This window comes from Maribellus comscasis, from assembly GCF_009762775.1.
Classification (GTDB): Bacteria; Bacteroidota; Bacteroidia; order Bacteroidales; family Prolixibacteraceae; genus Draconibacterium; species Draconibacterium comscasis.
Window position 1 is genome coordinate 4,852,451 of the sequence record NZ_CP046401.1, and the last position, 20,881, is coordinate 4,873,331.

The window sequence follows — 20,881 nt, forward strand, 5'->3', positions numbered from 1 at the left end:
ACTAAATTATCCTGAGACAAAAGTATGCTTAGAAATATCCTTGTGCGACCTACTTTGTAATGTAGTCCCTATTAGACATGAATTTAAAGTCCTTTTTTATGAAATAGGACTTGCATAAGCAAATATTGTCTTGAAATGGAGCATTCTAAGTTTGTTTCTTATATTCACTTGGGGTTAATCCGGTTATTTTTTTAAATACCCTGTTGAATGCCGATTTGGTATTAAAGCCACTATCGAAAGCAATTCCTAAAAAAGACAAATTTTCAAATTCCGGATTATCTATCCTTGATTTTACTTCATTCACCCTGTATTGGTTAACAAAATCGAAGAAGTTAACATTAAACTGTTCATTTATAACACGCGAAAGATGATGAGAAGGTATGTTAAGTTTGCCGGCTAAATCAGGGAGTGAAAGGTTGGCATCCAGATATGGTTTTTCTTTGCTCATAAAATGCCGTATTTTGCTTACATATTTTTCTGCATCAGCCTCTTTCAAAACTACACTGGCATACTTCGTCTTCGGTTCCGTTACATATTCTATGTTGTTATCATGATATTGAATAAAAATTTCCTTTTGCTTTAGGCCGAAATACCCAATTAAGATGATAAAAACGGACAAAGAAAGAGATAAGCCGTGCGTACAAAAAACCCAGGAGAACATTCCGAAAACATGATGAACAGTGGCAAAAATCATTAATACTGTCCAAATAGCCCCAAAAGTATAAACAAGCTTTCTTAACCAGTCGAGGTTAACATTTTCATACGATGAAAAATTATTGAAGATATTAATGTCCAATTTCTTAAAAAGCAGGATGGATAAAATAAAATAGAATGGCCCGGATAAAACTGTAAGAATCAGTAATAAATTAAACAAAAAAGGAGCACCATGTTCACTTTCCACATGGTCTAACCTTATTCTTTCCGATAATTCCGGTAATAGGGAAGCGATAACTATATAAAGGTTGAATAGGACAAAAGGAATAAAATGTAATAGTTTTTTCCTATTGAATTGAAATTTTTGGTCAATCAATGCAGAAATATATAAAAACAAGAAGGGGCCATGAAGTAAAAGTAATGAGATAAAACTTGCTGAAAGGAGGTGAAAATCTATAAATAGTTTATTTGAAAACAAAGCGTATATGCCTGTGTATAAACCCAAATAAATTAGCCAGTAAATCAGTATTTTATCATGTAAGGCCTTTTTTTTCTGCAAAACTAAAATCGCAAAAAATAAAGCATTGAAGGCCGCTATCAAAAAAAAGTATTTCATTGTTTGTTTCTATAAAATTCAGCTATGTCAATTTTTTGCAGAATGTTTTTTTGCATGAAACCTATAGCTGTAGTAAAATAATATGCAAAATTTACTTCGGTTATCACATTGGTTTTATTGAATATATTCCTTCGAAAATAAGGAATATGTTTATATCAATTATGAATCATCAAATAAAAATCGTCAATTGGATTTTTAACGTTTGCAAGAGACTTATTACTTAATATTTATAAAACCTAATGCATGTTGAATGTCTAACAAATTTAAGAAAATTATAAGTTAAATGGCATTATAAAAAAGGTTCACCTATGTATCTGTGTTAAACCAAAGGTTATTTGAAATACATTTTGAAACAAGAAAGTTCATACTCTGAATCTTGCTTTCGGTTCTGACATTTCAACTGTATTCTTTTCAGTCGAAATTTGGATATTTTGAGCGTTTATATTCTCGTTTTGCTCATCTTTTTTGGGATTGTTTTCTCCAATTGTCATCTGAATCTTTCGATCCAATGCGGCCAAATCATTTTTCAATTTTCTGAGCTGATCATCTTTTCGCCATTGGCTGTTTACTACTTCCTTTAAAACTGGCATGTCTTTGGCAGTTTTTTCCACAAGTCTTTCGTGATTGTCAATTAAAACCGGAATACGTTCCAGTGCTTTTAGAAAGTTGGTAGATGCCAGTTTCAGGTCTTTGGCAATGTGACCGTTATTGTACGTGTATTTTATTCCGCTTTCACCTTCTATGAAGAAACGATTTTCTTTAAAATCAAAGCCATCTTTCATGCTTGATTCGGTTTTAACCAGCAGATTAAATCCATACAGATTCCCAATATTTTTGTACTCTTCGTTTGTTTGGGCATTTTCACTGATTTCATTTAGTTTTGTTCCGATTATTTTTGGGTCGGAACCTTTTACTCCATCCAGTTGAACCGGATTCATAATATTTCCACTATCATCACTCTGGATTCTGTTATTAAGTGATTCCAAATCCTTTTGCATCCGGGAAATCATCTTATTGTTCCTATCCATACTTTGTTGTATATCTTCTAACCGGAAACGAGCAGATGATTTACTCCGGTTAAAGGCCTGTCTCTCGCTCTCTAAGGCTGTGATTTGTTTTTCGAGCTTGGCTTTTTCCAATAAATCGGTATTACCGGAAAGAATGGCCACATACTCGGAAAAATTCATTCCCGATTTCTCATCCATACTTCCCTCGTCAATAGTCCTTTTCCCAAGGTTGTTTGTCTTTAATTGTTGGATGAAAAGTTGTTTGTTATGTAACAGATTGAACTTGTACGAATCCAGGCTTTTCTCTACCGCATAAATGATTACATCTACCTTGTTGTTGGCAAATAATTTTGCAATTTCATTACCTTTTCGAATGGCACGTCCTTCCCGCTGTTCCAAATCCGAGGGCCGCCAGGGAGAATCGAGATGATGGATAACAACTGCCCGTTTTTGTGCATTTACACCCGTTCCCAGCATATCAGTTGAACCAAACAGAACCCGGATACGCCCTTCATTCATGGCTTCAATAATGTTCTTTCTGGCTTTTTCGGTTTTGGCTTCCTGGATAAAACGTATTTCCTGAGCCGGAATACGATGGTCTTCCACAAGTTTTCGTTTTATTTCGCTGTAGGGTGTCCACTCTCCGGGTTTGTACGTTCCCAAATCAGAAAACACAAACTGGGTTCCTTTATAATCGTTGTGCTGTTTATAGTACATTGCTATCTGCGTAGCACAATGCGATGCTTTATTATCCACATGATCATCGTAATGCGGACTAATCATCCGCATATCCAGACTCATTTTCCGCGCATAGTTGGTTGCAATTAGCATTTTTGCCTTTTCTTCCCTTTCAGAGAGTGGCGCCCTGCCTAAGATTGTTGCATCGCCATTTTTGGCAAAGGCGACCAGTTTTTGAATAAACTCTTCCTGTTGCGGTGTCGGGGGAATGTTATGCAGAATTTCATTTTTCTCCGGCCGGTCTATACCAATATCTTTAGCTGTCCGGTAATCGGTAATTTCGTTGTAAAAAGCGGCCAATTCCGGTACTTTAATAAAATACCGGAAACGTTCTTTCTGAACAATTTCATTTGTTACTGAAAATTCATAGTCGGTTGTCTTTTTTGCATAAACAGCAGCCCAGGCGTCAAAACTTTTGATTTGCTGGCGTTCCAGTTCTTTGGACCGGAGGTATTTGAATAAAAGGAACAGTTCAGTTAAAGAGTTGGATATGGTGGTACCAGACAAAAAAGTGGCCCCTAAATCTTTACCGGTTCGTTGTTGAATTGTTCGGATGGCAAACAGTATATTCAGCGCCCGCTGACTGCCCTGTGGATTTCCCATTCCGGCAACCCTGTCGTGACGGGTGTTAAACATCAGGTTTTTAAACCGGTGACTTTCATCCACAAACAAATGGTCTATTCCCATCATCTTAAAATCCACCACATTGTCTTTCCTGTTTTCAATATCGTGTGTGATGGTTTTTAATTTTACTTCAAGGTTTTGCTGTCGTTTTATCAGGCCTTTTAACATTCCCCGCGATACTTCACTTCCTTGTCTTTTTACGACTTCGAGGTTGTCCTCTACGTTGTCCAGTTCTGCCTGCAATATTTGTTTTTGAACTTCCGGCGATTGAGGTATCATTCCAAATTGTTCGTGGGTTAGTACGATTGCATCCCAGGAATTGTTTTTGATATCGTTGAAAATTTTTATTCGTTTTGCCGGGCTAAAGTCCTGTTTCCCCGGATATAGAATTTTAGCATGTGGATAAGCTGTTCTGAATGTTTGGGAGATTTCATGGATATTGGCCTTCAGCCCGACTATCATCGGTTTATCGGCTAATTGCAAACGTTTCATTTCATAAGCGGCACAACACATAATCAGTGTTTTTCCGGAACCTACCTCATGGTCGCAAATCCCTCCGCCGTTTTGTTTCAGCATCCAAATAGCATCTTTCTGGCTGGAATACAAATTGGAAATTCCCAATGCTTTTAAATCAAGTCCGGGGAAAGTCTGGTGCGAGCCATCATAACTGGGGCGCACATAACAATTGTAGGTAGAGTTGTATAAACCAGCCAGATTTTGCTTGAATTCAGGACTTTGTTCATCCAGCCAGTCGGTAAAGCCGTTTCGTATCTCATCAATTTTGCTGTTGGCCAGTTGAATGGCTTCGCTGTCCCTGACCTTAACCTCTTTATCATCAACAAGTATCTTTTTGGTAATATTTGGCGTTGTGTTCACAAGCGCATGTTTCATCAAAGCAATTCCATCATACAGTCGGCTTTGAGATTTTATAGCATACTTCTCATATATATTTGCGTTGGGAAATTGGGCTTTTACCGAAAACTCATCAACAGGCGGGGAATAGTGAATATCTACGTTGGTTTTAAACAGGTGCGAGGCATATTGGCTGTAAATATTTGCCGGAATCCATCGTTCTCCAAAATTGAAATCCAGATCCTCAAAAGGAATCTGTTCCGGGATAAAATTTTGAAGAGCATTTAATGATTCCTGAGCCACAACATCATTGGGTTGTTGTGCAAGATAACCTTCAATATCTTTGACTTTTTCAACTACATTCCCCGCAATGAATCTATCTGCTACTTCGTAATTTTGAATAATCGGATTAAAATATATCCTTCCATGAAGTTCCTGAATCAGTTCTTCCCGGCTCTTTTCGTCGAGCAAGGATAACATATAATCTATTCGTACTTCCCCGAATGTATTTAAAGAGGCAGCAAGCGCTTCTTCCGAAGTTTCTACCTGTTCCAATTCCCTGGCATTGAAAGCCACAGGCTGATTGAAAATATCGGCTTTTACAAATTCTCCGTTTATACCCCGTTCCAGTGCCAGCACTTCATTGGCCCCGGAATCTATTTTTAGCAATCCGAGATTTTTGGAGTCGTTTAGATTACCGTACTTCCGCACAAAATCATCATAGTAGGTGTTTAGCAAATTACGATTCTCCGTGTCTTCTTTTAAACCTTCCGCCTCCTTGTTGTAAAGTTGATGATAGGTATCTCTGATTTGGATAAAGAGTAAAGCTTTTGCTTCCTGCTGTGGGTTTAGTTTTAACCGCTCAAATGTTGCTGCATTTCCGTTTCGCTCTTTTAAAAAACCAAGCTGGTTGTTGTCTTTTACCAGAGAACCGGTTTTAAGATGGCTGTATAATTCCCCTTTGAACTGTCTTATACCCGGGAGTGGAGGAACAATTTCTTTCGACCGTTTTCCATTTACCGGATTCGGTGGTGAAAACAGATTTAGCTGTTTGCTTTTTGTTTTAGTAAGATTTCTTCTCCGGGCAGGTTTATGTTGGCTGCGTTCCTCTTTACTTAGACCAAAAAGGTCGTAAAGGGTCAGTTCATTTCCTGGGTGATTTGTCCTTTCTTCAGTTTTGGTACCAGATGAAACTGAATTGAATTTTTTGTTAAAAGAGTCTCGTTGAAACAAATCAACATCGAGCTTTTCCTTGAAATCAGTCTCCAGCATTTTCCTTAAATCAGAAGCGATTCCACTTATTCCTTCTTTATGAATAAAAACCTGAGCAGGTTTTCCGTAAGGGTCAGTATCGATAAATCCTTCGGTATGAACTACCCGTTGAAAATCATTGAAATAATTGTTATTGAAAATCCCGCTGGACAGTTTTTCACTTTGCACAAAATCTTTCTCCTTTTGTGTTAAGCGGTTTTTCCCTGAATCTTTCTGAAGGATGATAAGGTCGCTACCCACTTCGGTTCCGGCATATTCACTAAATAAATTATTGGGCAAACGGACAGCCGAAACCAACCTGCTGTTTTTCATTAACCATTGGCGTACCGTTTCATTTTTAGGAGCATTCATTACCCCTTGTGAAGTGATAAAAGCCATTACTCCACCATCTCGGAGAACATCTATTCCTTTCAGGAAAAAATAATTGTGAATGCTCCGGGATGCTTGTTGTTTTATTTTATCCTTACTCTTCAGGAACGAAATATCAAAAATAGCAACATCGCCAAAGGGGATGTTGGAGGAAACCACATCAAAATGATTATTGTACCGGTTTTCAATTTCTTCAAAACCACGAATCCTGATTTTATCATCAGGATAAATTTTTGAGAGGATTTTGCCCGTCAGTAAATCCTTTTCAAAACCCGTTACAGTAAGCCTGTCATTTTGATTTTTAAAGGCGGAGATAAAAGCGCCAAGCCCGGCAGACGGGTCAAGAAAACTTTTGGGAGATACCTGGTTTTGTTTTAAGGTTTGGGCAAGAACCTGTACAATTTCAGGAGGCGTGTAAAAGGCAGTCAGAATGGAGTTTTTCAGGCTGCTTACATACTGTTTGTATTGCTGATCCGATTGGGAGTTACTTTTCAGTACATCGTGCAATTGGGAGACCAAAGGAAACAACCCAACTTCCGATTTTGGCCAGTGGTCCATATCAGATGGACTTCCTACCGGATCAAGAATACATTTTAAAGCCCCGAAACCGGAATATTGTTTCAGGGCTTTCTGCTCTTCGTTGGTCGGGCTTCGTTTCTCTCTTTCAAGTTGAAAGACAAGTTTTATCGCCTCAATATTTGCCCGAAGGTGTTTTTCTTTATTGAAGCTCATGTTCTTCCAGCCAGAAAGTGATTGCTCCGGTCAACTCGCTATACAAATTGTTAAACTCAGCGCTAAAAACAAACTCATCGTTTAACGTATAATTTGAAAAAACATCCTCCACCTTTGGCAGCAGTTCGATGGCAAATTCTTTAGCTTGTCCCATCGGAATTTCTCTGGGGAATTCATTCCACAGAATGGTTACCAAAGTATCGTGTTTGGAAAAGTGCAGACCTTTGTAAAGATCATTAAGTGCCAGTTCTTCAGCTTCCTGTTGGTTATGTCCGTTTTTTATCGCTTCCGAATAAGTTATTGCAGCAAGGTCGCTGCGGATATTGAGTAAATCCGTGTCATCGGTTAATTCCGGATGGCTTTCATACAAAAAATGCAAAAGCGACAGTTTAAACCAGGATATTTCCTGATAGCTTTTATTCATTACGTTTTGATTTTAAATGTTAAGAATTGATTTTCGAAAAGACGTTCAGGTCGTAGCCTGAACGTCTTGGTTTCATTATGCAAGTGGGTAATTTACATGGAATGCGTTTTTGAGCGGTTTCGTTTCGCCTTTTGTTGCTCTGTCGGGTTGACCTGCTCCTTATTCAAAGGCTCTTTTACATCCTTCGTAGCTTCGTTGGTTTTCCCTTCCGAATTCACAGCTACCTGTGTTTTGCTGTTTTTGTCCGGGGTAACTTCGGCCCCTTTGGTTTGAGCTTTGTCGGGATTCCATTTGTAAAAATCGAGTTTACTTTTTTCATCGTTTATTTTTATGTAGGCGTTAAACTCCTGGCCTTCTTTGTCATACATTCCTGTAACATAAATGGTTTCCCGCTTTTCCAGTTTTTGCTGTTGCTCTTCTGTTAGTTCTTTTCCAAGCAGCGAATTGGGAATATGCACCTGCCGTTGATCGTTTGCATTTTGATTTTGTTCCTTCTGCTGATCGAAACGGAAACTGATACCTCGCCTGTCGGCATTAATTTGCAACCAGGCGCTAAATTCATTTCCACCACGGGATGTCATTCCATCTACAAAAATTGCCCGGCCTTCCGCCAGTTCTTTTTGCTGTCTTTCGTGTAACTTAACGCCTTTTATCTCCTCCGGGATATTAATCTTATCGGCACGGGCGGCAACAAGCTCATTGGTTAAATGGTCGATGGAAAGAAAGACAGGAGTTGTTTCTCCTTCTTTGTATTGTGGATGAAGTATGCGTCCGGCATTACCGGTTTGAATAAGATTGTTCTTGTCTTCATTCGTTAGCGTAACCCCAAAGTAAGGCCGGTCAAGTTCAGGTCTGTTACGAACCGCATGAACTGCAACATTAAACTTCCCATCTTCATTTTGCCGGAATGCCAGCCGTGCATCAGTGCGAATAGTCAGATTATCGGTTTTCACCGTAATAGGTATTAAGTCCGGTGATTTCTGGAAATTTAACATGGCATCCAGATTCCCGGTATTTTTCAGAAAATCTTTTGATACCCCCAGCTTTGCCAGTTGTTCCCAGTCCACTTTGTTTTCGTCAATCAGGTTTGGTTTTTCCTGTTTTTCATCCTTTTTGATGTAATCTTCCGGTTTATTTTCATGCTTTGCCAACATCTCTTTTTGGGACTTATTTTCTGGTCCCTTAAGCATTTTCTCCAAATCGGATGCTGTCTTCTCCACAAGATTGGTTGGCGCTTTGAAAAAATGGAAATCAGTTGGATTTTTGTACTGACGATGGAAATTGGTGAAGAAATTTTCCAATACATACCCATTTTTATCAATTTTTAAAAACCGGTCAGAGTTGGCTTGTTTGGGCGGTTCTGTTATTAACTTGCCGTCGTTATCAAAACCAACTACTGCTTTTAATTTACTCTCGTTTTTTTCTTTGACCAGCAATACCTCCTGGTCATTCGTTTTTTGTTCCATAATACATTTCTTTTAATGATTTAAAAGCGAATGTATTGGAGTTTTTACTTGATTAAGGGTAAGTGGCAGCGTTTGGCGCTGAGGTAGTTGGGGGTGGCTTTAAATAGGAATAATTTGATTAGTTAATGTTAATGCAATCAGATATCAATTTTTCCTAGTTTGTTGCTTGATTTCCGAAAAATGCATAATGACATTTCAATTCATTCAATTATTAATTATGCTTTGGGAGAAAGGGATCGCAGGTTCAATTCCTGCTAACCTGCCTTTTAAAAGGGTTAAGTTGCTTAAAATCAGCCTAGCCCTTTTTGTTATCCCGACTCTATCCCGACAATAATGATTTTTTGTATTTATTACCAGTTAGAACTATACACTATTAAGCAGTTGATGAGCTTTAAAACATAACGGTTAATGGGATGCAGGAGATTGATTTTTATATAACTTTTATAGAATGTGTTATATTAATTCAAATTCACTCATAAAATAATTTCATACCCTATTTCAAAATATAGAGAAAATATGATTTTAGTACATAAAGGAAATGTGAATTAAAACAGGATAAAATACTATTCAATTAATCGAATTTGTGTTTTTACTTTTATATTTTTGAGTGCATGAACAAGTTAAGATTCTCAGGACATGATACGTTTGTTGTCAGGACTTTTTGGCCTAAAAAAGGTTTTGATTTTATTAATATCAGTGGAAGCTTCAGCAGTGAAAGTGCAGTGGTTGATTTGGGGGTTGGAAAAAACATGGTAGCATCCATAAATTTTTGGATGAAAGCTTTGGGACTTTACGACGATGAGAAAAAGGAACTCACTGATTTTGCAAATAATTTATTTTCAAGTGAAGGATTAGATCCCTTTCTTGAAGACATCGGTTCGATCTGGCTACTGCATTATTTTTTGCTGAAAACAAATTATGCCTCCATTTACCATTTAATATTTAATGAATTTCGAAAAGAACGGGCGATTTTTAATAAAAGCCAATTGAAAGCATTCATAAAACGAAAGTATGCTGAGATGGATGACAACTCATTAAATTTAAATACGATTGATAAAGACATTTCTGTTTTTACACGTTTGTATGAAAAAGTAGATTATCAAAACGTATCCAAAGATTTTGAGGAAGAAATCAACAGTTTGATGATTGAACTGGAGTTAATTTCTACTACTGTTGAAGATGAAATAAAAGAAGGAACCAACAGAAGGGAAAAAGTTAAATGGTTTCATTTACATGGCGAAAGCAGGAATTCTCTACCACCAGCAATTTTACTTTTTACCATATTGGATAATTTTGGGGAATCCAGAAACATTGCAATCAAGCGGTTAGAAATAGAACCGAATAGCCCTGGATTAATTTTTCTACTTAGTAAAGACGGGCTGTACAAAAAACTCAAAGAAATAGAGGAAGAATTCCCAGGAATTATTGTTTCGGAAACTGCAGGTAATTTGGTTTTGGTATTACCGGAAGGCCTAAACAAATGGGAAATTTTAAGAAATTACTATGCAAACTAAATATTACTCTCCGTCCATAAATATTCTTCGTGATGCAAATAGCCATCTAGATTACATTCCAACAAGAAATGGAGAAAAGGCATTTCAAAAAATAGTTTCGGCATTTGAAGAAAATGGAAGAAAGTCCTTTAATATTATAGGTGCCTACGGAACAGGAAAGTCTGCATTTATCTTAGCTCTGGAAAAAGTACTGAATAAAAAAGCCGATTATTTCATTAATCCCCTTGACGGGTTTATTGATTCTTTTGAGCCAGTTTTTATCGTTGGAAGTTACTCTTCTTTCAAAGAAGAATTTTGCGATACTTTAGGTATCAAGACCAATGAAAACATCTTTGAAAAATTAAAATCTGTTACCGAAAAAAAGAAAAAAGCCAGGATTGGCCAATTGATTGTGGTCGATGAATTTGGAAAGTTTTTAGAATATGCCGCAAAAGAAAGCCCGGAAGAAGAGTTGTACTTTATTCAGCAGTTAGCAGAATTTGTAAATACACCGGATTTGCCAATCCTCTTTATTACCACCCTGCATCAACCTTTTGAAGATTATGCATTGACTTTATCTAAAACACAGAAAAATGAATGGGATAAGGTTAAAGGACGATTAACCGAAGTTTCATTTAATGAACCAGTTGAACAACTTCTGTTTTTAGCATCCGAACGAATCAGTGCTAAAAGATATCCTTGTCATATTCCTATAAGAAAACAAAAGCAACTGTTCGATGCTATAAAAAAGGCAGATGTATTCCCCATGAGGGATTACTTTTCATTTGAATTTGCCCAAAAACTTTTTCCATTAGATATTTTATCTGCTTCTGTTGCAACTGTCGCGTTTCAGCGATATGGACAAAATGAACGATCACTTTTTTCTTTACTTGAATCTGAAGATTATTTGGGCATCAACGATTTTAAAAACGGTAAGGAATATTATAACGTTGCCTGCATATACGACTATTTAAAATACAATTTCCACAGCTTATTAAATTCAAGGTATAATCAGGATTCCGCGCATTGGAAATCAATTGACGAGGCTTTGCAACGAGCTGAAACCATTTTTGAGAAAGATTTTGTAGATGCAGCGAAGCTCATAAAAACAATTGGGTTAATATCTGTTCTGGGGCGACAAGGGCAAAAAGTAACTAAATCTTTTTTAACAACCTATGCAAGTGTCGCTTTAAATATTACTGATGCTACCCCACTGATCGATCTGTTGGAGTCAAAACAAATTATTCGTTTTAGGGAATACAGTCAACGGTATGTCCTTTTTAAAGGAACTGATTTTGATATCAACCTGGAATTGGAACTGGCCGAAGGGCAGGTAACAAAAGATTTTTCAATTATAACCCAGCTTAAACAGCATTTTAACTTCCCGATCATTCCCGCAAAAAGAATTTATTTCGACAAGGGAACTCCACGATATTTTATTTATGAAATAAGCGAGAGCCCCATTCAAAAAATGCCTGAAGAGCAAATTGACGGTTATATTAACTTGATATTTACTGATTATCTTGATTTTGAAAAATCTCTTAATGGTACCAAGAATAATGAAAAGCCAATACTATATGGCTGGTTTTATGATGTTAATGCCATTAAAGATTCACTTGTTGAAATTGAAAAAATTAAAATCGTAAAAGGCAAATGCCTGGACGATACCATTGCTTTAGCTGAACTCGATACTTATTTGAATGACACTACTGACCGACTTAATGATTTATTTCTGGAATCGTTCTATGGGGAAGATGCAGACGTAAAATGGTTTTACAACGGTGAGCAAATCACTTTCAAAAATAACAGAGATTTAAATAGCACCTTATTAGAAATCTGTAATGAAATTTATTTCCAAACCCCTGTTTTACGAAATGAATTGATGAACCGCGAAAGATTAAGCGGTGCCATTTCAGCAGCAAAAAAGAATTTGATTGAAAGACTTATTCAGTCAGTAGAAATTGAAAATTTGGCATTCGAAGAAAATAGATTTCCCCCGGATAAAACAATTTATTTGGCACTTCTAAAAGAAACAGGGATTCATCAACAAAACAGCAATAATGTATGGGAATTGGGAAAACCTACAGAAAAGTCTTTCCTACCAATATGGAATGCTTCCGAAACCTTTTTAGATGATTGTATTTCCGCTCCAAGAAAGCTTTCTGAGTTTATAGAAATTTTGAAATCCAAACCCTTTAAATTAAAGCACGGATTTATTGAATTCTGGATTCCAGTCTTCCTGATAGCGAAACAAAAACAATTTGCTTTTTACGAACAAGACACTTTTATACCTGCATTAACAAAGGACACGCTGGAAGTGGCAATGAAGCAACCTCAAAAATATTTTATCAGTACTTTTCAGCTCGACGAAACCCGACTTAATATTTTTAACCGTTATCGTTATTTTTTAAACCAGATTGAAGAGAATGCGCCGAATTCCGATTCATTTATTCAAACGATCAAACCATTTTTGGTATTCTATAACCGTTTGCTGCCTTATGCACAACAAACTAAAAATTTAAGCAAAGAAGCTTTACGTTTAAAAGAAGCTATTTCATTAGCAACCAATCCCGAAAAAGTATTTTTTGAAGATATTCCGCGGGCATTGGGTTTTACAATCAACGACTTAAAACAAGATGAAAAACTGGAAGAATTTTCAATCAGTCTGCAAAATGCTACACGCGAAATAAGCGCTGCTTTCCCGAATCTCGTGAATCGAATTGAAAAATCAATAGGAAAAACTATCCGTGAAGAGAAAGTCGATTTTCCGGAGAATAAATTATTACTGCAACAACGATTTAAAAATTTGCGCAATGAAAAAATAGATCCTAAACTTCGGATTTTAGCACAAAGGATTAATACCCCTTTAGATGGCCGACAGGCGTGGATTAGTTCAGCCGCCTCTGCATAATTAAAAAATCATTGATACGTCTACTGGAAATGATGAAGAAAATTTAAGAACCCTTTTCCCGAAACGAATTCATGAATTGGATAATTTGACCGATATTAGCAAAGATGATATTGATGAGGCTAAAGAAGAAGTGCTGAAACTTGAATTAACTTCATTTGTTAAAGGCGTACAAAAAAATTAAATACGATTACCAAAAGGAAAAACAAAACAGATAGAAGCAAAAAAGCTGAACATTCAAAAATTATTGGATTCAAAAGACAAACAAGCAAACATTGCACTTTTAATAAAGCTATTACAGGAGGAAATTGATAATGACTAAAAAAGTACGACATGTATTAGGAATTTCGGGAGGAAAAGACAGCGCGGCATTGGCCATGTACATGAAAATGCACCATCCTGAAATCGACATGGAGTACTATTTTTCTGATACAGGCAAAGAACTACCGGAAACTTATGAGTTGATTGCCGAACTGGAATCTTTTCTTGGCAAAAAAATAAAAAAACTGGAAGCCAACCACAGTCACAAAAATCCATTCGATCATTACCTCGATATTTATAATGGATTTTTACCCTCATCGATGGCTCGTTGGTGTACCCAAAAATTAAAGCTCGAACCTTTTGAACGCTGGATTGGCGAGGATTTGGCTATTTCATATGTGGGAATACGTGATGATGAAGACCGGGAAGGATATGTTTCCACTAAATCAAATATCCAATCCGTTTTCCCGTTTCGGAAACACATTTGGAGCATGGAAATTTTGCATAAAGTGCTTCACAATTCAAACCGCGAGAAAATTGCCGAACTCTATGAAAAACATGGTGAAAAAAATTTAATCGCCCGTTTCATTGAGATTATTGATGAACCACAATCACCAAAATATTTGTTTTCCCAAAAAATGAATGATTTGCTTCAGCTAAGTATTTCTACTTTTAATCGTGTAGTTTTCTATTTTTTAAAAAATGAAAATTATCCGGTTTCCCATTTAAACGAATATTCGCTTCTGGAGAATGAAGACAGTGTTGACATCAATAAAGTTTTCCAACTGTTTAAAGAAAACGGCGTTAAAGTGCCAGGCTATTACGATGAAGTTGAGTTTGAAGTAAACGGCCAAAAAGGGAAATACAACCGCAGCCGTTCCGGTTGTTTCTTTTGTTTTTACCAACGAAAAATAGAATGGATTTGGCTGTATGAACGACATCCTGAATTATTCCGTAAGGCCCAGGAATATGAAAAAGATGGCTACAGTTGGATGGACAACGAAACGCTTGAAGAAATTATACAACCGGAACGAATGACTCAAATTAAACTGGACTATATTGCAACTTTACAGAAAAAATTAAACAGCAAAAACAAATCAAATAAGTTGATCGATATTTTAGCCGATGAAAATGAAGTTTGTGCAAATTGTTTTATTTAATCCTGCTGATTATAATATCCCTTTCCTGGAATAACATGGCGAACTCCTCCTTTTGGATTTTTAACATCACCTTTATATCTTGGTATCAAATGAACATGAACATGCGGAACAGTTTGTCCTGCATCCATGTTTATGTTGATTCCTACATTAAAACCATTAGGATTGAATTTTTTTAAAAGATAAGTCTGAACAAAATTGGTTAATAATAATAAATGAAATTGTTCCTTTTCGGTTAAATCAAAATAATTAGAGGTATGTGTTTTGGGAATGATTAGGGAATGTCCGTTTGAAACGGGAAATCCATCGTAAACGGCATAAGCAAATGCAGATTCTGCAATAAATTTTAAATTTCGGGATGGTTTGCAAAAAATACAGGATGACTCTTTTTGAATATCAGTAAATCGTGAGAATGAATAAATCTCACAATATTCGTTTAAAAACAAACTTTCGAATGGCAGCACAACATTACACTGATAAGTTGTTTTTTTATGAATTTTGTGCTTCCTAAATCCTTCATATTTAATATCTCTTCTTACAGCAAAAAATGCTTGCCCACCAGGTGCCAATAATTGGCTAATTTCCATTATTATTCGTTGCTGATCTTTCGCTTGGAGAACGTTTAAAACGTAATTACATAGTATTGTATTAAATTTCTCAGTAGGATATTCTGGTTGATAATATTTATCATAACCTTTACAATAATACCCCATATTCCTTAACTCCATTACATCTTTCCCGAATCCACACCCAAAATCTAAAATATTCCCCTTTAAAAAATTGTTTCTATGCAGCCAATTTGTTGGAAAGGACATTTTTTCTCTTTCTTTGGCCGTTAAATGCCAGTTATTTATTTGTGGTTTCAATTTTTAAATTATAAATGGTTCAAAACCTCGTTGGGCAATCAAGAATTCACATTTCTTCGAAAACGATTCAAAACAGCTAAGTTGCCAATTTTTTTTATCAAATTGTTTCAATCCGAGAAGGGAAATTTGCACTTCTTTTTGAAATCTGGCTGGATATTCCGCAAAAATTAGTTCCCAATAATCGATAATTAAATCGCGTTGTTTTTTTAACAAATATTTACTTGGGATTTTATCTCGCTTCTTGTTATTTACATCTCTTTTTGAAGGAAGTAGATTCCAAAAATCATTATTTTTCCACAATGCAAATGGCATCATGTGATCAATGTTTAAATCATTGACAATCTTCTTCCCAGACCAAATACAAAGCAATCCCTCATTTTTTTTAATTCGTTCAAAAAATAGTTTTAATTCATTTGCATCTCTATTCTTATCATAACTTGGGTCAATTAAATTCAAAACTTCCCCTCTCGTAAATTTCTTCTCCTTGTCGGCATGAATAGTAAAATCAACCCATTCGAGTAAAAGCGATTGAGTTCCATTGATAAATGAACCCAAAATTAAAAAAGCATCAAAGTAATTTCTTGGAATACTAAATGTTCCGCAAGAATCAATAATGTATTGATTTGATATTTGATTTAAATTACGACCGCTCAAATTTGAATCTTTATTATATCTAAAAATCTGTCCTCCTCTACCTACTGAGCTTCCAATGTAATTCATTGGCATTTTTATAATAGTTTCTTTAATACTTTTTACAAGATTAAATACATTGTGAATATTGGCTTTTTCAAAATTGCCATCTTTCAAATTCTTTTGAAACTGATAAAACCCTAATCCAGAATTATAAAACTTTATGACTTCAAGAAATGAATTTCTAAAAGCAAGTGAACGGGCAGGTGTGTCTCCATTTTTTTGAGGAATAAAACGATAATCTGCAAAAATTGAATAATAATATTCTAGCCATTTTAAAACAATTAATCCTAACGGAAAAGTAACTTGGTCAATTTCCTTTCTTGCAAAGTGTTCATATTCTTGGCTAATTTGAATGCAGGCACGTAATAACGCAAATTTGTAAGTAGTATCCTTGCTGTCTCTTTCAATTATTGTTGCTATTTCGTTGATTGCTTTTAGCATATAAATTGGATTTGCGATTTTTTTGCATCAGTTTTAGGAACGACGACCAAATCATGAATAACCGCATATTCTTTATCAATATGCTGCTTTAAAATTCTACCCCGCCGCTGTATAAACTGTCTTGGATTACCAGTGCTTGAACAAAAAATTGCAAGTTCAGTACGAGGAATATCAACCCCCTCATCTAAACATTTCATCGCCGTTAAAACATCTATATTACCATCTTCAAAAGATTGTAAAACAAATGATCGATCTTTATTATCTCCGGTAAATGTGGAAACACGTATTTGGTTATCCGTTTCCATAATTGCTTGATTATACTGCTGAATTATTCTTCCCTCTTCACTACTATTGTCATCAAACCCTTCTGGAACATAAACAAACGTGTATTTTAAACTTTTTCGCTTATCAAATTCTTGTTTCAGTATTTTTTTAAAAACCGCAATTTTATTTTCAGCTTTATGGATAATTCGTTTACGCTTCATTAATAACATGGTAACAACATCATTATCCTTTATTTTTTTTGTTTCGGAGTCAAAAAACTTTGAAAGTTTCAAAGTAATCTCTTTGTATTCCTCCAATTCTTCTGTTGTTAATTCGACCAAATGAGGATGATATTCATATTGACAAAGAATTCCTTTTGCAATAGCCTCCTCCATTGTAAAAGAATAGATATAAGGTGGTTCATCATCAAAGAATTTATTCATTTCTTCAGTTCCTTCTCCATCATAAATTCTTTTAGGTGTTGCTGATAATCCTATTCGCTTTTTAAAAAGAGTCGAGGGTAAAACTTCTAACACTTTCGGTGAGGCAATATTATGTGCTTCGTCAGCGATTAGCAGAGTTTCTTTGGGAAAATATTTCAGGAAATTTTGAAGTGTATATCGTGCAAACGAAACATATGTGGAAATAAGCACAAATGGCTTTTGCCTTCCAAATTGGAAGTTTGTTGTTAACCTGCTTATTTTGCTTTTCCAATCCGAGTCAATCCCGACAACAATTATATCTGTGATGTTAAACTTATGAACCTCTTTAATCCATTGCCTTTGCAAATCATTGGTGGGCACTAAAATAATAGATTGTATTAGCCCGGATTCTCTATATTCATTTAAAAGGCAATTTAAGGCTGTAATAGTTTTCCCCGTTCCTGTAGCCATCGCAAAAATTCCTTTTTTACCGTTTGCAATCCATTTCTCACATGCTTCTGCTTGATAATCTCGAGGACCTTCTGGATAGGGAAATTTTGGATTATGCTTTTCTTCCTCAACCTTCTTTCTAAAATCTGAAGTATACTTAGTAAAGGTATTTTTTAATGAGGGTAGGTGTGAAAGTTTTTCGTAAATATTTATTTCGTCCTCAATTAATTCATCGAGTTGTTTATCCTTTCCTGTTTTTTCAATTACTTCAATGATTTGTTCCGGGGTTAGATACTCAAATCCAACATCCTTCCTAGTGCAAATTCTTTCAATATTTTCAATATTCTCTTTAACCTTTATTTTTTCAGAATTTTCTCCCCAGGAACGCGCAATAGAAAGACTTTCACCATTATCGACCAGTCCACGGTATGTAAAATTGCAACTTCCGTTAAAATAAACCTGGTTTGTCCCATCATCTAAAATTCCTTGTTTAAAATGTGCAAGACGGTTAGGTTTTAATTTTACCGGGATAATCTGTAATCGGTCATGCTTCAGTAAATATTTTAAACAATCGAAAAAATGCTGATCGCCTCCTTCGAGTATTTTTGCAAGCCCTTCTAAATCTTTATTTATTAAATATTCAACTTTTTTGTCTTCAACCAAGGATTCTATTTCATCTTCGGATATTAAAAGTTTATCCTTAACCGATAAAAAATGATTTGATATGATTCTCAAAACTCCCCCGTTATGAATGAATTGGGCAAAACCGTAGGCCAGAGTTCGGATTGCATTTGAACTAAAATAGCCAAGTTTTAAATCTATTTTTTTGCATTCCGGCACAGTAAGCATAAAAAACTCAATCGGGAGATTTTTTCCGTCGGAGCTATATTCAAGGGTCTCTGGGTGTTTAATTTGGGGAAGCATGCAATTTTTCTAATAAATTCAAGTTTGTATTTTTGGTTTTTTACTAAATATTTATCGTGCTAAATTAGTGATTGGATTATAGGAATCAAAACTCATTGAAATTTTTTATTCTTCAAATAGATTAACTAATTTTCAAACTTTTGAAATAATTGTTAAACAACTTTTTAATATATTCATAACCATCATGATACAGTTAAGCCTTGCACTAAACTATGAACTTTAAAAACGGGAGATGGTTAAACAAAATTATATAGATTACAATAAAATTATAATTCTTATTTTATCCTCTCCAACTCCTCCCCAACAATACCTGCCACTTCATCTTTTATCCTTCGATAATTATATTCAATCTCCTCCTGTATATGGTTGTTCCCATCTTCATCTGTAAAATTTGTAATTACAGGTATTGGCTGATACGCGGCAGTTTCTTTCGCCACTTTCTCATTGTCAACCACAATTTCGGCATGAAAAATCTTTTGCTCAATACGTTCCTCAAAGTTATCGGAAACGGCACCGACAAAAACGCCCTGTGTGAGGTTACTGATTTTTGAAGCGGGAATCAAGGTGTCCATTTGGGTATTTATGGAAGTGGATTTATCCTGCCGGTTAATGGTCATGGACTGGCGTTTTTGAAGGACTTTCCCAAATCGTTCCGACAGGGTTTTTGCTGTTTCGCCAACTACCTGGCCGCTAAAAATATTACCAACTGTATTCATCACCACTTTGGCTTCTTTGTCTCCATAATCGCGGTTAAGCTGCGAAAAATCCTGAAACCCCAAACAGACAGCTACCTTGTTACTCCGGGCTGTAGCAATCAGGTTGTCCAGCCCCCGGAAATAAATGGTTGGAAGCTCATCTATAATCACTGAACTTTTAAGCTGGCCTTTTTTGTTTATCAGCTTTACAATCCGGGAATTGTATAATCCCAGGGCTGCAGAATAAATATTCTGGCGGTCGGGATTATTGCCTACGCAAAGAATTTTTGGCTCCTTCGGATTATTGATATCCAAAGTAAAGTCGTTGCCCGACATTACCCAGTACAATTGCGGCGAAATCATTCTTGAAAGCGGGATTTTTGCACTGGCAATCTGTCCCTGCAATTGGTCTTGCGCTCCTCCTTCCCAGGCATCGATAAATGGCGAAAGATAGTTTTCCAGTTCCCGATACGACGTAAGAATGGTAAAAATGTCGGCGTACTTTTTATTCAGAAATTCGATGGCATGAGGGAAAGTACAATATTTTCCGTCTTTGTAAATCTTCAGGTACCAGATAATGGATGTAAGAAGAATTATGGGCGACTCCACAAAAAAGTCGCCCTGTTTCTGAATCCAGGTTTTATTCAGGTTCAGCATAATGGTGTAGGCCGATTCGTAAGCATCGGCAATATCAGTCATAAATTCAGGCGCAATAGGATTACAGCGGTGACTTCGTTCAGGATCGTCAAAATTTATCACATAAAATTTTGGCGGGTGTTCATATTTGTCGATGTTCTTCATTAAAGTATTGTAAGCGATAATACTCAGGTCATCAAACTTAAAATCATAGATATACATGCCAAAACCTTTTCGGATTTGCTGTTTGATGTAGTTGTTGATGATGGCATAGGATTTTCCACTCCCCGGAGTTCCCAAAACAATGCTTGCCCGGAACGGGTTAACCACATTAATCCATCCGCTGTAGGTTTTCCCTTTGTGCTCAAAGCGGGTGGGCAGATTCACAGAATATTCATTTTTCATCAACTGTGTTTCCTGCATAAACGATTCATTTTCCCGGTTAAAAACATCTTGCATAAGATTGGTTTTTATCAGTCGGCTCATCCATAATCCGGCTTTTAAAAGGAAAATATAACCCGAAGCCAGGGAAAGCATGTAAACGGAACATTTCAGGAGTAACGGATAAGGGAATTTTAAAACAAAACCATTGAAAAAGAATAGAGCTAATCCTAAAATCAAAAAGGCAGCTATTTTACGCCAGGTGATTTTTTCTGCTTTTGCTCCTCTTATTCCCAAACATGAAATAGCAAGCAACCCAAAACTCATCAGTTTTGTCCAGATTGGTTTTGAAAACAGACCTGTATACTTCTGAAAGTTCAGCAGTATATTATCGATGATTGTTACTGTTACATTTCGTTCCTCCAGAAATTCAAAACAGAACCAGTAAATATGAATGAAAAGAATCAAAATACTTACGGCTCTTATCAGTTCGATTATTTTAGCGAGGCTTCTTACATCGTCTTCGTTTTGCATAG

Annotated in this window: 11 protein-coding genes; 3 read left to right on the forward strand and 8 right to left on the reverse strand. The window is 36.0% G+C overall.

The window, feature by feature from the left end; all coding sequences use genetic code 11:
- Positions 1 to 145: 145 nt before the first annotated feature.
- The 4 genes from GM418_RS19365 to GM418_RS19380 all read right to left on the reverse strand — a co-directional run bounded on the left by GM418_RS19365 (position 146) and on the right by GM418_RS19380 (position 8,754).
- Positions 146 to 1,270 carry a helix-turn-helix domain-containing protein gene (locus GM418_RS19365; protein ID WP_158868888.1) on the reverse strand — a complete coding sequence of 375 codons (1,125 nt, stop codon included), beginning with the start codon at positions 1,268 to 1,270 and terminating at the stop codon, positions 146 to 148.
- A gap of 362 nt (positions 1,271 to 1,632) precedes the next feature.
- Positions 1,633 to 6,864, reverse strand: coding sequence for a helicase-related protein (locus GM418_RS19370; protein WP_158868889.1), 5,232 nt, complete (start codon positions 6,862 to 6,864; stop codon positions 1,633 to 1,635).
- A complete protein-coding gene (locus tag GM418_RS19375) occupies positions 6,851 to 7,288 on the reverse strand; it encodes a DUF1896 family protein (protein WP_158868890.1) in 438 nt (145 codons plus the stop codon). The genes GM418_RS19370 and GM418_RS19375 overlap by 14 nt, the downstream gene beginning before the upstream one ends.
- Before the next feature lie 92 nt (positions 7,289 to 7,380).
- Positions 7,381 to 8,754, reverse strand: a complete 1,374-nt coding sequence (locus GM418_RS19380; RefSeq protein WP_158868891.1) for a DUF3945 domain-containing protein — start codon at positions 8,752 to 8,754, stop codon at positions 7,381 to 7,383.
- Between the two features lie 611 nt (positions 8,755 to 9,365).
- Here GM418_RS19380 and GM418_RS19385 point away from each other — a divergent pair.
- The 3 genes from GM418_RS19385 to GM418_RS19395 all read left to right on the forward strand — a co-directional run bounded on the left by GM418_RS19385 (position 9,366) and on the right by GM418_RS19395 (position 14,576).
- Positions 9,366 to 10,268 carry a DUF4007 family protein gene (locus tag GM418_RS19385; protein WP_158868892.1) on the forward strand — a complete coding sequence of 301 codons (903 nt, stop codon included), beginning with the start codon at positions 9,366 to 9,368 and terminating at the stop codon, positions 10,266 to 10,268.
- Positions 10,258 to 13,158 carry a hypothetical protein gene (locus GM418_RS19390; RefSeq protein WP_158868893.1) on the forward strand — a complete coding sequence of 967 codons (2,901 nt, stop codon included), beginning with the start codon at positions 10,258 to 10,260 and terminating at the stop codon, positions 13,156 to 13,158. The genes GM418_RS19385 and GM418_RS19390 overlap by 11 nt, the downstream gene beginning before the upstream one ends.
- A gap of 311 nt (positions 13,159 to 13,469) precedes the next feature.
- The gene (locus tag GM418_RS19395; protein ID WP_158868894.1) at positions 13,470 to 14,576 is read left to right on the forward strand and encodes a phosphoadenosine phosphosulfate reductase domain-containing protein; all 1,107 of its coding nucleotides are present in this window, start codon (positions 13,470 to 13,472) and stop codon (positions 14,574 to 14,576) included.
- On the opposite strand, the gene GM418_RS19400 is transcribed toward GM418_RS19395, so the two are convergent.
- The 4 genes from GM418_RS19400 to mobC form a co-directional block, all read right to left on the reverse strand.
- A complete protein-coding gene (locus tag GM418_RS19400; RefSeq protein ID WP_158868895.1) occupies positions 14,573 to 15,439 on the reverse strand; it encodes an HIT family protein in 867 nt (288 codons plus the stop codon). The two genes, GM418_RS19395 and GM418_RS19400, sit on opposite strands and share 4 nt — an antisense overlap.
- 3 nt (positions 15,440 to 15,442) lie before the next feature.
- Complete coding sequence (locus GM418_RS19405; protein WP_158868896.1) at positions 15,443 to 16,573, reverse strand: HNH endonuclease domain-containing protein; 1,131 nt, start codon at positions 16,571 to 16,573, stop codon at positions 15,443 to 15,445.
- On the reverse strand, positions 16,567 to 18,633 hold the full coding sequence (locus GM418_RS19410; protein ID WP_158868897.1) for a DEAD/DEAH box helicase family protein: 2,067 nt from the start codon (positions 18,631 to 18,633) through the stop codon (positions 16,567 to 16,569). The genes GM418_RS19405 and GM418_RS19410 overlap by 7 nt, the downstream gene beginning before the upstream one ends.
- 275 nt (positions 18,634 to 18,908) lie before the next feature.
- Positions 18,909 to 20,879 (reverse strand): conjugal transfer protein MobC, encoded by a 1,971-nt coding sequence (gene mobC, locus GM418_RS19415; protein WP_158868898.1) that lies wholly within the window; start codon positions 20,877 to 20,879, stop codon positions 18,909 to 18,911.
- Positions 20,880 to 20,881: the final 2 nt, after the last annotated feature.